Origin of the sequence: Bartonella numerosa, from assembly GCF_037070845.1 — a bacterium.
In the GTDB taxonomy this organism is placed as follows: domain Bacteria; phylum Pseudomonadota; class Alphaproteobacteria; order Rhizobiales; family Rhizobiaceae; genus Bartonella.
Map to the genome: position 1 here is coordinate 1 of NZ_JAYMZI010000008.1, position 14,473 is coordinate 14,473.

A 14,473-nucleotide genomic window follows, 5' to 3' on the forward strand; every position below is an offset into this window, starting at 1 on the left:
AAGCAGGGTTGGGTTTTAATGCTCAGCTAGTTCCAAAGCTCGTTCTTCATGGTGATCTGTCTTATCAACATAAGCTTACGAAGGCGGGCTTTTTTGGGGTCACTTTCTCTGGTGGGGTGCGCTACAGATTTTAGTGAGTAGGGTATGTAAAATTTTGCGTGCTGTTTGTGCCAAGCGGGTGGAGGTTGGATGGGGGCGGCAGCGGTTCTTTATTTCTATCGTGTTTTTTTGGTTGAGTAAGTATCTTGTCGGGTCGGTTCTGCGTGAGATAAAGACATGTGAGAATTGTTGGACTTCAAGGCGCTTGCAGGTGTGAGGGGTTTTTCGGGGATTTTTGTTCTGGAGAATTGGCTGTAAAGGCGGCATGTCGGGGCGCTCGTAGTGGCGGTGGGTTGTATCCTCGCCGTTGTTTTTTCTGTTATTGGATCAACGGTGCCGCATGCCGGGTTCGAACCAGCGACCCCATCATTACGAATGATGTGCTCTACCGACTGAGCTAATGCGGCGCAAAGTCACGTATTAACCGGACAAAAGTTGACTTTAGGGTAATAGCTAAAAGAATGTACAAAAGCAAGAGCCGTCTTGTCTAATCATTTGTTGGATACAAAAAGTGTTTTGAGATTGGGGAAAGTCGCTCGTAAAAGCTAGAGAAAGAACAGTATTTTTTTTGTTTTTATGTTGTGTTTATACTGGCAGAATGGTTTTTCGATTTAGGGAGTATTTGGTGTTAAAAGTGTGTATGGGGAACTTGCATTTATGACGATGAACGATGTGCTTGGCCGCTTTTTGCGTGGGTAAGCGGGCCATTGGTCAGGGCTACGAAAAGCGCTTTTTATCGACGACTGCATTTTTATAAAGCCAGAAAACATCTTTATTCTTCGTTTATTCGCAAAATAATCTTTAGAATTATCATCGATAAGATGGAGCCTTTTAAAGCATTAGCTTGAATTTGTAATGCATTTTAAAGAAGTTTCTTCAGTATAAAATGTGCCTTCTTTTTATAAATGAAGTTTTATGAAAGGGCTTTTGCTTTTTGCGATTTAAGAGACAAAACATTATTGCTAATGCCCCCGAGATAGACCATGCAGGGAAAGATGTCAGACTGATGCAAATGGGGGACATAAAAATTGGCATAGAATCGCTTATAGATTGGTTGAGGTCGAAGATGTCAATACGTAGGAGGTTTACCAATACTCTATTAAAGGGTGTTATTGTCCAGTGTGCGGTGCTAATGGTGCGTTCGCCATCAACCACGGATACTATAATCGTCAGCGTGGTGAAAATGAAAGCCATTAATTTAGATAAAGGACGAAACATATTTTTCTCGTTGTTTTAAGGGATACCCTCGTAACGTATAGAAGGATAGATAAGTTGCGTAAGAATGAGCTCTCGTTCGCTTTTATAATTTTTTGAAAAGTGCATAAAATCGTTATTAGCTCTTTCGGTAAAGATTGAGCATGAATCCGATGAGGAATAATGTTTGAGGAATAGCACAATGGGTTGGGGTGCGGTTTTCAAAATCTCCATGTTCAAATGATTGCACTGGGAGGCGTTCTTGGAGCAGGCCTTTAGCCGAAATAACTTGAAACATTTAAAGCATCGGTTTTCTCATAGTGTGGGATCTTATAGGCAAATTTTCGCGCAAGCGAAATTATTGTCAGAGCTGAAGGAAGATGCGGACACAAATAAAGCGACGAAAAGTATAAAAAAGCACGGTATGAAGTGAAGAATATTGCCTATGAAATAGTAGAAGTCATGAAAGGAAGGGTATAGCTGAATTCAAGCAGGAGTATAAAAAGTGTCCACAAAATCAAAAAAGGAACTTTCCCTATGGGATTCCATATCAAATGAAATCAATAAGAGAGAGAAATTAAAACCCTTATATGTTCTTTTGGACGAAAAAACTTAAAACAAGAAATTGAGCTCATAGAAAAAATACGTGATATTTACCTAAATATGGATTCAGTTGATTATCAAGCTACAACTTTAAAAAATCGCAAGAGAGGAAAAAACGACACAGTAATAAAGCCGACTAATGCTAGCTTACGGATCATAGGTCTTAGAGGAGTGTTAGATGCTTTCATCGCATACAAAAACGATAATGAATTTTTTTATACTGGGCCGCTCTTAAATATCTAATGGACAGAGTAGGAATTTTTAAACCGTTATTTTTACGTTCATTGGAAGTTTTGAAAAATACATAAGGAGAGAAAAAGTTCATTTGTTGCTATGTTTTTTACAGCCTTACGTTAATTATTTTGCCCCTGATTCCTCACTCTACTGTTTTGTACGGTGTTTGTTGGTGGCTCTGGGAACGGTGAATTAATGGCAAATCTTTCCTGTATTATAGGAACACAAGCGACCTTTATTGAAGCATACATTCTGGCACTGATTCTTGATATGAGTTTGGTAGTGGTTGTCGTTTCTATATGGTGTTTGCTTCTGTTCTTGGGTTATAAATTTAGTTATATTGGCAAAGGGATGGTATAAAAATATTGATTGGAGTAAATTTTGGGCATCATAAAATTTGATAAAGTGACACAAATTTTTGGCGATTTATGTGCTCTGAGGGGTATTAGTGTGCAGCTCACTGAGAGGCGGGTTGCTGTTATTGGTGCAAATGGTTCGGGGAAGAGTACGTTCGTTCGCCTTATAAATGGATTGCAATTGCCATCTTACGGTCTTGTAAGCGTCGACGGGTTCGATACAAAGCGTGATGCGAAGATAGTAAGGCGTAAGGTGGGCTTTGTCTTTCAAAATCCCGATAATCAAATAGTTTTTCCTCTAGTGGAAGAAGATTTATCTTTTGGGCTTAAGAATTTGAAACTCAGTAAAGACGAGATCAAAAAGCGTGTGGATGAAATCTTACAGCGTTATGATCTTCAGGCTTTTAGAAATCATGCAGTTCATTTATTAAGTGGTGGGCAAAAACAGTTAATTGCGATTTCTAGTGTAGTGGCAATGAAACCAGATTATATCGTCTTTGATGAGCCAACAACGTTGCTTGATTTGAGGAACAAGCGTCGCATCACAAAAGTCATAAAGGAATTGTCACAAACGGCGATTGTTGCATCGCACGACTTGGGGTTTCTTAGACAATTTGACAGAGTGCTTGTCTTTGACAAGGGAGAAATAATTGTTGACGATGTACCCCCTGTAGCGATTAAAGAATATACGAGAAGAATGGCGTGATTGGTTTATATTGTCCCCAAAATACATTAATCCATAGGCTTAAGCCCGGGATCAAGCTGGTATCCCTTTCTGTATTTGCAATTGCCATATTTGCGGTTTCATCCATATCTGTACTTTTGTTATTTTTGTCGCTTTTGGCTTTATTATACAGGGCTGCAAAGGTTCCTTTCAAAATTGTTTTTAAACAGTTTAAGTCAATGAGTTTGTTTTTGGCGCTTATATTTATTTTTCAGGTTTTTTCTAGTTATTGGCTTGTGGGCTTTGAGGTTATATTGCGTCTTGTCATTCTCGTTTTTTTAGCGTCACTTATTTCTTTTACAACAAAAGTTTCAGACATGGTCAGTTCAATTGAATCAGGACTTCGGCCATTTCGGTGTTTTGGTATAAATCCATCGAAATTTAGTATGGTTTTGTCTATGACGATTAGATTCATTCCAGTCGTTGGTGAAAAATTTAATGAGGTTCGCGAGGCGCAGCAGGCGCGTGGGCTTGATGCCAATATTTTTTCCCTCGCGATACCTTTAATTATACGAACCATAAAAATGGCTTCAGAGGTCGCTGAGGCTTTAGACGCGCGTTCTTATGATGATGATATTGGTGACAGAGCGTAATGATGATGAGAGAATCGTAGAGGGAGGGTGCTTAATTGAATACGAAGGATCTGGTTTATATTGCTTTATTTGCAGCTATTTACGCAGTTTTAGGTCTTTTCCCTCCCATAATTTTGCCTTTTTTTCTCGGGGTTCCTATTACGGCACAGTCTATGGGGCCGATGTTAACGGGGTCGATACTCGGAGCGAAGAGAGGAGCTTTGGCGTCTGCTCTTTTTCTTGTACTTGTTGCGATTGGACTGCCTCTATTAGCCGGTGGTCACGGAGGCATTGGAGCCTTTTTAGGAGCTGGGGGCGGTTATCTGATTGGCTTTGTATTTGCTGCGCTTTTCATTGGCTTTATGGTGGAGCTATTCTGGAATCGGTTGAATTTTATTATATTATTTGTAATAAACTTTATAGGTGGAATTGGAATTGTGTATCTTTTGGGGATACCATGGATGGCTTACGTAACTAAGGTTTCTTTATTGAATTCTTTAGTAATCGCGTCTGGTTTTTTGATTGGCGACGTCCTAAAGGTGCTTGTTGCATCTTCTATAGCGATTACGGTAAAAAAATCTATTCCTCTCATTTCGTTACGGAAAAAGTAAATCTTGCTCTGAATAGAGGCTCTGGGTCTCGTACATTTTAAGGTGGAAAGAAAGATAGTATGTTGTGCTCCTATCTTATGTTTGTGTTTTAAATTAGAGAGGGTATACAGGATAAGGGCTGTGCACTACTGGATCATTGTTAAAAAAATGGCCAAATTGTGTGATCTTATGTTTTTAGGATTTATCGTTTATGATGTCGCAGTAAAAGATCGACGTTATACTTCGAGTATAAATTATCCAAGTTTTTGTTGATTCTCAGAAAAATTTACAAGTCGTCATCGAAAATTGGGAATGATTGTTGTCACTTTAGTGATTTTTTAGATCGCGGAAAATGGAGTCTGTTCGTAGTGTAAGATAAATGATGCATTATGTAAAACAGAGTATTTATTAATTGGGCCTAAGGCTGCATTGTGCGTAGCGTTCCTAAATTGCAAGTTGGTCTGGTCTTTAAGAGCAAGACAAAGAGTAATGGAAACAAATTTATCATGCTATCAACCATAACCAACTACAGTTCGTTTTTTCAAAAGCGAACGCCGGTGTTTGCGGAATAGGGTGCATTTTTATGTCCTCAGAGAGTGTTTTCAGGGTCTGTATGTTGTACGTATTGAAAGAGTGTAACTGGGATAAGTCGGCCAATGTATCATTTTTTTTACGATAAATGTATTTTTGAGAGTTAATTTAAGTTCACTTAAACAAGAATCTGATCTCTTCTAAAGAGATATGGGGTTGCGTGTGCGCGTATTATGTACAGTTTATAACGGGAGTACTTAGTATTGAACGATGATTTACTGGGCTGGGTGGGCTCGATAATAGATCTAATCCGCTTTCTTAAGTGCTCTCGTGACAATTTTATTACCCGGTGGACAAATTTTAAAGTATGTACTCGTTTGAAGTAATTGTTTTTTGATTGCATGCTGAGTGGCTCTAGAATTCTGCATAATTTTGGAAAAAATGGTGCTTTCTGAGCAGGAGGTGGCTCGGATTTTTCGTGGGAACACTACGCCAATTTTGGTGGATCGTAGATAGTTCATTTTGGGTCAGCTTTTGCGTATTTTTTTATGCGGTTATCAAGGATGCAGGTAATTTCGATCCGTGGACGTATTCGCCGGGCGTGACGTGCTCTGTTGATAGAAAAGGTGATAAGGAAGGAATGTTTCGGGACGTGCTAACTTTTAAAACGGAAGAACCCCAGAGTCTTCAGGTAATCCTGAAAACGTTGGAAAAACTGGAAAGATTCTACGTTTGCGACTTTAAAGAACTTGAAATCCCTATTTTCTGCTGTTTTTTACAGTCTACCATCCGGAACGAAGGACACGCACATAACTCCGTGCCGGGTTGTGCACAGCCTAAGAGAGACGGTGCCCAGACGCGGATTCGAACCACGGACACGCGGATTTTCAGTCCGCTGCTCTACCAACTGAGCTATCTGGGCGTATCCCGCATAATACGCGAGATGTGTGCGGTTATAACATCAAAATTTTCTCTGTCTAGTCACCAAAAGAAAAATAATCAATTTTCGATGAGATAAGCTTTATACTTCGGGAATTATAATTACTCTTTCTATAAAATCAACTTGATAGGTATATTAGGATGCGTTAGTGTGCTTTTATCAGGGCGCTGTCCGATGGTGGCAATGGCGTGTGCAATTTCCCTTGGAAATCGGTCTGTGAGCGTGATTGATGGGGATGTTTTTTCCTAAAATTTCGTGCATTTTCAGTTTACGAAATAAATAAAAAACGTTTTAGACGCCTGCGGAAAGAGGTAGTTGGTGTCGTGTTTTTAAGGAGGCATCTTTCTTTAAAGAAAGGTAAATTTTTTTGAAAGGGGAGATTCGTGGTGGTATTAAAAGAACCAGATTGTCGTCCAAATAATCCTAATTTTTCTTCAGGTCCTTGTAGTAAGCGACCTGGGTGGACCACTGAAGTTTTAAGGACAGCGCTTTTGGGGCGTTCGCATCGGTCGAAGATAGCAGAATTGAGGCTTTCTGAGGCCATTGATTTAACCCGCGAGGTTCTCAGAGTGCCTGCTGATCATCGTATAGGCATTGTTCCTGCTTCGGATACTGGTGCTATTGAAATGTCTTTATGGTCTTTGTTAGGTGAACGTGGCGTCGATGCGGTTGCGTGGGAAAGCTTTGGTTCAGGTTGGGCTAATGATATCCTTGATCAGTTGAAGCTTCCTGATGTGCGCTGTCTGAAAGCTCCTTACGGTGCGTTACCGGACTTGACGCAAATTGATTTTGACCGTGATGTCGTTTTCACGTGGAATGGGACAACTTCTGGTGTGCGCGTTCCCAGTGCAGATTTTATTCCCGATGAGCGGGCAGGCTTAACGATTTGTGATGCAACGTCAGCAGCTTTTGCGCAGAACCTCGATTTTTCGAAGTTAGATGTTGTTACCTTTTCATGGCAAAAAGTTTTAGGGGGGGAGGCAGCGCACGGTATATTGATTTTAGGTCCTCGCGCTGTTGAGCGGATTGAGAATTATACTCCGGTTTGGCCTATGCCTCAAATTTTTTGTATGAAAGAAAACGGAAAATTAAATGAAAATATTTTTAGGGGAAAGACGATTAATACACCTTCCCTTTTATGTGTCGAGGATTACATTGACGCGTTGAGGTGGGCGAAGTCTTTAGGCGGTTTGCCGGCATTAATGGAGCGAGCTGACAGAAATTTTGCTGTAATCGATGCTTTTGTACGTAGAACACCTTGGCTAGAATATTTAGCAAAGATCCCTCAGATACGCTCTAATACGTCTGTTTGTTTAGAAATTGTGGATCCGATTGTTACTGCTTTGGACATTGAGATGCGGGAATCTTTTATCAAAGCGGTGGTGGATCGTCTCGACGAAGCTGGGGTTGCCTATGACATTGGCTCATATCGGAGTGCTCCTCCAGGCCTTCGGATTTGGACGGGCGTAACAATTGAAGCTTCTGATCTTGAGCTGCTGACGGAATGGCTTGAGTGGGCGTTTCAGATCGAAAGGGCTCGGCTTTAATTAGCTTTGTAATGTAGTTCTTTCTGGGCAGGGGGGCAAAGGGTTTTGGGCTGTGTCTCGCCTCGTGCTAGTGGAGGGCTTTCAGGGATTGTGTGTATCATAAAAGATTGCAGGGTGGGTGCTAATTATACGGACTGGTAAAGACGATAATAAAAAGCTGTAAATTTTTCGGCTTTTTTCAGAAAGAAACGCGGATTAGGGTGAGGGCGTATTTTGTGTCACAGTGTTGCTTTTATCATTGAAAATCACGTCCTTGATTGCGATGAAGACTGGAAAAGCCGAAATGGGGAGTCGCGCTTGTTGCGAGGTTTCGTTATAAGAGGGTGTTTGTTTTTCATACTGGTTTTATTTTATCAAACATGGCGGAGAAAATTATGGCCAATGTAGTAGTTGTTGGTACACAATGGGGCGATGAAGGTAAAGGTAAAATTGTAGATTGGTTGTCTGAACGGGCAGATATCGTGGTGAGGTACCAAGGTGGACACAATGCAGGTCATACATTGGTTGTTGATGGAGTTAGTTATAAATTGTCGCTTTTGCCCTCTGGTTTAGTCCGTGGAAAGTTATCAATTATCGGCAATGGTGTTGTGGTTGATCCCCATCATTTTGTTGCGGAATTGAAAAAACTTCGCGATCAGGGCATCGAGATTACGCCGGATATTTTACGTGTTTCTGAAAATGCTTCTTTGATTCTTTCTGTACATCGTGATCTTGATGCTGCTCGGGAGGATAGTCTGTCGAATTTGGTGATCGGCACGACAAAGCGTGGAATTGGTCCTGCTTACGAGGATAAGGTGGGTCGTCGTTCTATTCGGGTGATAGATTTGGCGGAAGCTGACACACTTATGTTCAAAATAGAACGGCTTTTGCGACACCATAATGCTTTGCGTCGCGGTATGGGTGCTGCAGAGATCGATCCCAAAGAGCTTTATAATGAGTTAATGCAAGTAGCAGATGAAATTCTGCCTTTCATGGATTGTACGTGGCGTCTTTTAGATGAAAGTTCCCGAATGGGGAAGCATATTCTTTTTGAAGGAGCACAAGGTGCTCTGTTAGATAATGATTTTGGGACGTATCCTTATGTGACGTCATCGAACACAATTGCTGGGCAAGCATTTATTGGTTCAGGTATGAGAACAGGGTCAATGCACTATGTTTTGGGCATCGCAAAAGCTTATACAACACGCGTTGGAGAAGGACCATTCCCCACAGAACAGGTGAATGATATTGGTGAATTTCTCGGAACGCGTGGGAATGAATTTGGTGTTGTAACTGGTCGAAAACGTCGGTGTGGTTGGTTTGATACAGTCTTAGTGCGTCAGATGGTGTCGATTTGTGGCGTTCAGGGTATAGCGTTAACAAAGCTCGATGTGTTTGATGGTTTAGATGAAATTAAAATCTGCGTTGGCTATGAGCTTGATGGTAGAAGGATTGACTACTTACCATCTTCCATGGAGGCTCAGATTCGCGTGAAGCCAGTGTACGAAACGGTGGAGGGTTGGAAAAATACGGCACGCGCGCTAAACTGGGAAGACCTTCCGGTACAGGCTGTCAGGTATATACGTCGTATTGAAGAGTTAATAGGTGCTCGGGTGTCTCTCTTATCTACGAGTCCTGAGCGTGGCGACACTATCCCTATCACAGACCCCTTTGCGGATTAGTCGCTATCCCGGAAATTTTGCATTAGTCTTCGGCAAGTTTCTTTGTTTTTTACAAATAAAGGTTCGAGGTCTGGACAGCAGAAAAGTACAAGACGACGTTGTTTATTTTGCATACTACTATTAAATTACGATGGATAATTATGTGAGCATAAACGGCAGTCAATTTAGAAGGTTAAAATAAAGGCATTCTTGCTTCGCAATTGGGGCTTCTTTCCTCAATTTGAGAGGGATCGTAATAGGGTATGGTAGACTTTGTTAGAATCTTAAAAAAAACAATTGACGCACAAAGCAACGTTACATCGCAGGTGCGCGAGCGAATTTATAAAAGAGCTTTTGAAACACTAGAGCATCAATTTACAGTGGCTACAATATCACAGAAAGTGGCGGATGAACAAAGACAGGTTTTGCAGAATGCTATCGCAATCGTTGAAGAGGAGTATTTAGCGGTTGAGAAGGAACAATTTTTTTCAAAAATTGGATGGAAGTCTGCGGGCCAAAATGAGGACGGAAAAAGTACACAAGACTCTGTTTTAGTGCAAAATGATAATCTTCCAGTTTTGGTGACAGAAGAAAAATGGGAAGCCTATGTTGTAAATTTAAAGGACAATAAAGAATCTAATGGGCCTTCCACATTCGCTACGCCGGACGCGGAGTTGGTTAATATGGATTCTTACCCAGATTCTCGGCGTATTGAAGAAAATGTCATTGAGGATCCTGGTTTTGCTCCTGCTGTTCAAATAGATAGCTCACATGTTGTTTCGCATATTTTTTCTCAGGCTTTACGCCGTGCTAATCGTTCGTCGATGCAGAAACGTGTCATAGTAGGGATGAGTGCTTTTGCCAGTTTTATTATTTTGATTGTTTGTATTTGTTTTGTGGGGAGACGCGTGTTTGTATCGAGTCACCATCAGTTATCAAGGCAAAGTGTTCAAATTTCTAATGCATCACCGGAGGTATTTTCGGTTAATAGGAAGCTAACACAACGCTTGTTAGAAGATGGAAGTGAGGTTGATGTTGGTTTAGACCAAACGGGGGGGTCTTTGAATAGAGAAAAAGCCTCGACAGTTATTGCAGCCAATTTGCAGCCAATAGAACAGCTAGGAGAAGCGGTTTTTTATAGGGCACGTACGGATTATGATTCAGAAAAAGTGGCAACGGGTAGCGTACGATGGTCACTTGTAAAGGAGCTCCAAGATGCGACAGCTCAGGAAGAATTAGCTATACGGGGTGATATAACAATTCCAGATGAAGGATTGCTATTACGGTTGATTCTGCGTCGTAATACCGACTCTTCTTTTCCCGCTGCGTATGTTATGGATGTTATTTTCATTCTTTCTGATAAATTTTCGGGCAAGGCTATAACTGATGTTCAGGCATTAACCTTTAAAGCGAGTGAGCAGTCAATTGGGCAATCGTTGAGGAGGGTTGTTCCTGCAAAAATTGACGATAATTTTTTTCTCATTGCATTGAGCGGGAATCATCCGTTTCTTGGTAGAAATTTGCAATTAATGCGAGAGTTAAACTGGATACGTTTAACATTAATTGATAAAAGTGGGCGCGTAAACGAATTAACTTTCGCAAAAGGGCCGATGGGGGAGTCCATTTTTAATGAAGCTATTGAGCAGTGGCTGACTAGATCGGAAAAGTCTAGGGTTTCTAATCGGAAAAAAGTTGTCAGTGAGGGGCAAAACAAAACAACAGGAAGGTAGATAATTCACCATCTGCAAGAGAAGACACCCCCCCCTCCAGAAACGTGAAACCAAACCAAAATCAAATCACGCCTCCAGCACCACTAAAAATATACAAATATTATTGACTTTGTTGTACCTATCTCTGGGACGAAGCAGAAGCTTTAACGGAATGTTGCACCTTTTCGAACGCACGCATTTCAATTTGTCTTACACGCTCCCGACTGATATTGAATTCGCTAGAGAGCTCTTCCAACGTCATGGGCTCATCACTCAAACGACGCGCTTTGAATATACGTTTTTCACGATCATTCAAATTATCCAAGGCATCCGTTAACATAGAACGACGATTCTTCAACTCATCTTGTTCAATTAAAATTTGCTCCTGATTATCGGAATTATCCACCAACCAATCCTGCAACTCACTATTTTCACCTTCTTTTGTGCGGAGAGGCGCATTAAGCGAAGTATCACCGCCGAGTCGGCGATTCATTGATACAACTTCATCTTCTGTCACGTTCAGCTGCGTTGCAATTTCTTTTACTTGCTCCGCATTGAGGTCACCGCTGTCGAGTGCTTGGATCCTATTCTTTAATTTGCGAAGATTGAAAAACAAACGCTTTTGGTTTGCAGTTGTTCCCATTTTCACCAAACTCCAAGACCGCAATACATACTCTTGAATTGAGGCTTTAATCCACCACATTGCATAGGTTGCCAGGCGAAATCCACGTTCTGGTTCAAAGCGCTTAACAGCTTGCATGAGTCCAATATTACCCTCCGAAATAACCTCTCCAATTGGCAATCCGTAACCTCTGTACCCCATCGCGATTTTAGCTACGAGACGCAAATGACTTGTAACTAATCTATGCGCAGCCTTCAAATCATTGTGCTCGCGATAACGCTGAGCCAGCATATATTCTTCTTTTGGCTTAAGCATTGGGAGACTGTGTACTTCTTCCAAGTAATGACTCAGCCCTCCATCACCTGTAGCTATCGATATTAAATTCATACGGGCCATATAGCACCCTCCTTCTTCACGAATTCCCTGACAAGGCAAACTCTCTCGTTGATATTACATCAAACCCTATCGTTAAATATTATATAATTTTCTCTCGCACCGCTATAATAAAATTTTGTTCAAAAAGAGATATTTTATTGTAAAATCATGAAAAGGACAAAAGTTTCAATCAATTGTCTTTAGGCTGGTAATAAGTTCAACTATATCTTTTGGGAGTGGCGAGGCAAAAGATATAATTTCGCTTGTAGCTGGGTGTTCAAAAGTTAAACTAGTTGCGTGCAGTGCTTGTCGATTGAATTGGTCGATTACGTTTTTGATCATGGGATAAGTTGTATTTGACTTTGTTTTAAAAGCATTTCCATAAAGAGCGTCGCCTATGAGCGGGTGTCCTATATGGGCCATGTGGACGCGAATTTGGTGTGTACGTCCTGTTTCTAAACGACATTCTAAGAGGCTAGCGAAAGATGTTGTACCTGAACGGTTCCCGTATTTTTCAAGTAAAGAAAAATGTGTAATAGCGTGACGAGCGTAAAGAGTTTGGCTACAAACGACTGCCTGCTTTGTTCGGTTGTGGGGAGAACGTCCAAGGTGTGTGTCAATTGTCATGACATTACGGTTAGGGGATCCCCAGACTATAGCTTGATAACGTCGATCTAATGCACCGGTTCGCCCGTGATCAAAAAATTGAGAGCTGAGTTTTTGATGAGCGAGATCGTTTTTAGCAATGACCATAACTCCGCTGGTATCTTTATCAAGACGGTGGACGATGCCCGGACGCTTGATACCTCCGATACCAGATAAACTATCACCACAGTGGTGGATTAAAGCGTTAACTAGCGTTCCTGTCCAATTGCCATTTCCGGGGTGAGTAACTAGGCCTGCGGGTTTGTCTACGACGATGATATAATCATCTTCGAACAAAATATTTAACGCGATAGCTTCACCGTTGGGTTTTGCATCTTGAAGAGTGGGCACCATTAGTTCGATTATTTGGTTAGGTTTTAATTTTGTTTTTGGTTTCTTTACTAATTGGCCATCAATTTTAAGGCATCCTTCGCGGATGAGGGTTTGCAGACGCGAGCGCGACACCCCACTCTGGCACCGCTCCGCGAGCCAGTGATCAAGTCTTTGTCCAAGAGCATCTTCATTTGTTGTCTGTTGTATCAATACATGCGCCTGCAGTAAATATATTCACCAATATGAAATGGCTTTTGTATCTAGAAATTCTTCGATTCCCCATTGGCCGCCTTCACGGGCACGTCCGGAAAACTTTACACCTCCAAAGAAACTACCATCAGGCAAGCCGTGTCCGTTAACCTCTACCATACCAGATTTCATTTGTGCAGCGACACGACGGCACTTGTCCCGATCTTGTGATTGTATATAGTTTGATAGTCCATATTCTGTGTCATTGGCCAGTGCAATTGCTTCACCTTCCGTGCTGAATGGAATGATTGAGAGGACTGGACCAAATATTTCTTCTCTGAATATCCGCATGCTAGGTGTAACATCGGCGAAGATTGTTGGACGAACGTAGTAACCGCGCTCCATACCCACTGGTAGACCAATACCACCCGCGACAAGAGTCGCGCCTTCGTCAATTCCTGATTGGATAAGTTCTTGAACTTTTTCGTATTGCTGCTTTGAGACCAATGGACCGATGTGATTCCCCGCTTCGTCACTAGGTCCGACTTTTGTTTTTTCGGCGATGTCTCTGGCTGTTTTTACGGCTTGATTGTAAATAGACTGTTCTATAAGCATACGTGTTGGCGCATTACAGGTTTGTCCAGTATTATAAAAGCACTGACGCACGCCACGCTGGACTGCATCTGGGTCAGCATCGGAAAAGATGATATTTGCACCTTTTCCGCCGAGTTCTAAGCTAACCCGCTTCAAAGTATTGCTTGCTTTCTCAGAAATATCCTTTCCGGCTCTCGTTGACCCAGTGAAACTGATCATTTCTATGTCTGGATGAGTCGATAAACAACGTCCTACAGTTGCACCATCTCCATTGACTAAATTAAAAACGCCAGCAGGTAGCGTTGACTCATCTAAAATTTCAGCGAAGAGCATAGCGGAAAGGGGGGCAATCTCAGAAGGTTTTAAGATCATAGTGCAACCAGCTAGTAAAGCAGGGATGACCTTAAGAGTTACCTGATTCATAGGCCAATTCCATGGGGTAATCAACCCCACGACACCGATGGGGTCATGGTGAAGAATTGCTCGATCATTTCCTTCAACTAGAACATCTTGGAGCGAAAATTTTTTAAAGGCTTTTATAAAGTTACGGATATGAAAACTGCCTGCAGCAGCTTGCGCATTACGCGCCATATCGATAGGCGCTCCCATTTCCATTGAAATAGCTTTCGCAATATCTTCCGAGCGTCTTTCGTAGATTTCCAAAATTTTTTCAACAAAGCCGATCCGCTCATTCGGTGAAGTCATTTTCCAGCTTTGAAAAGCTTTTTTAGCGGCATTGATTGCTTTGTCTACATCATTTTCGTTGCCAATACTAATAACGGCACAGGCTTCTTCTGTTGATGGGTTAATAACATGCGCATCGCGAGGAGTGTCTGGATTATTCCATACCCCTTCAATGTAAAACTTTCGCTTATCAAGCATAAGGTGCTCCCTATTTTTTTGCTGTCAAATCTCGCGTTATTTGAACAGTTTCTAACAAAAATGACAAGAGTAATTTTAAAATATAGAGATAGAA

9 protein-coding genes and 2 tRNA genes are annotated in these 14,473 nt (G+C 41.5%); 6 read left to right on the forward strand and 5 right to left on the reverse strand.

Going from position 1 to position 14,473, the window contains the following annotated elements; translation table 11 throughout:
- Nucleotides 1–433: 433 nt before the first annotated feature.
- Nucleotides 434–506, reverse strand: a tRNA-Thr gene (locus WCP75_RS03790).
- Nucleotides 507–2,511: 2,005 nt separating this feature from the next.
- Here WCP75_RS03790 and WCP75_RS03795 point away from each other — a divergent pair.
- The 3 genes from WCP75_RS03795 to WCP75_RS03805 are packed head-to-tail and all read left to right on the forward strand — an operon-like array spanning nt 2,512 to nt 4,393.
- The gene (locus WCP75_RS03795) at nt 2,512–3,192 is read left to right on the forward strand and encodes an energy-coupling factor ABC transporter ATP-binding protein (RefSeq protein ID WP_336276922.1); all 681 of its coding nucleotides are present in this window, start codon (nt 2,512–2,514) and stop codon (nt 3,190–3,192) included.
- Entirely contained in the window at nt 3,189–3,803 is a 615-nt protein-coding gene (locus tag WCP75_RS03800; RefSeq protein ID WP_336276923.1) for an energy-coupling factor transporter transmembrane component T family protein, read from the forward strand. Before WCP75_RS03795 ends, WCP75_RS03800 begins: the two co-directional genes overlap by 4 nt.
- Nucleotides 3,804–3,838: 35 nt before the next feature.
- Nucleotides 3,839–4,393, forward strand: coding sequence for a biotin transporter BioY (locus WCP75_RS03805; RefSeq protein WP_336276924.1), 555 nt, complete (start codon nt 3,839–3,841; stop codon nt 4,391–4,393).
- A gap of 1,359 nt (nt 4,394–5,752) precedes the next feature.
- On the opposite strand, the gene WCP75_RS03810 is transcribed toward WCP75_RS03805, so the two are convergent.
- A tRNA-Phe gene (locus WCP75_RS03810) sits at nt 5,753–5,825 on the reverse strand.
- Between the two features lie 401 nt (nt 5,826–6,226).
- On the opposite strand from WCP75_RS03810, the gene WCP75_RS03815 reads away from it, so the two are divergent.
- The 3 genes from WCP75_RS03815 to WCP75_RS03825 all read left to right on the forward strand — a co-directional run bounded on the left by WCP75_RS03815 (nt 6,227) and on the right by WCP75_RS03825 (nt 10,760).
- Nucleotides 6,227–7,390, forward strand: coding sequence for a phosphoserine transaminase (locus WCP75_RS03815; RefSeq protein ID WP_336276925.1), 1,164 nt, complete (start codon nt 6,227–6,229; stop codon nt 7,388–7,390).
- Between the two features lie 374 nt (nt 7,391–7,764).
- A complete protein-coding gene (locus WCP75_RS03820; protein WP_336276926.1) occupies nt 7,765–9,051 on the forward strand; it encodes an adenylosuccinate synthase in 1,287 nt (428 codons plus the stop codon).
- A gap of 242 nt (nt 9,052–9,293) precedes the next feature.
- Entirely contained in the window at nt 9,294–10,760 is a 1,467-nt protein-coding gene (locus WCP75_RS03825; protein ID WP_336276927.1) for a hypothetical protein, read from the forward strand.
- 118 nt (nt 10,761–10,878) lie between these two features.
- Here the strand turns inward: WCP75_RS03825 and rpoH are convergent, their stop codons facing one another.
- The 3 genes from rpoH to WCP75_RS03840 form a co-directional block, all read right to left on the reverse strand.
- The gene (gene rpoH, locus WCP75_RS03830; protein ID WP_336276928.1) at nt 10,879–11,757 is read right to left on the reverse strand and encodes an RNA polymerase sigma factor RpoH; all 879 of its coding nucleotides are present in this window, start codon (nt 11,755–11,757) and stop codon (nt 10,879–10,881) included.
- A gap of 165 nt (nt 11,758–11,922) precedes the next feature.
- A complete protein-coding gene (locus tag WCP75_RS03835) occupies nt 11,923–12,924 on the reverse strand; it encodes an RluA family pseudouridine synthase (protein WP_336276929.1) in 1,002 nt (333 codons plus the stop codon).
- Nucleotides 12,925–12,948: 24 nt separating this feature from the next.
- On the reverse strand, nt 12,949–14,379 hold the full coding sequence (locus tag WCP75_RS03840; RefSeq protein ID WP_336276930.1) for an aldehyde dehydrogenase family protein: 1,431 nt from the start codon (nt 14,377–14,379) through the stop codon (nt 12,949–12,951).
- Between the last annotated feature and the right edge of the window lie 94 nt (nt 14,380–14,473).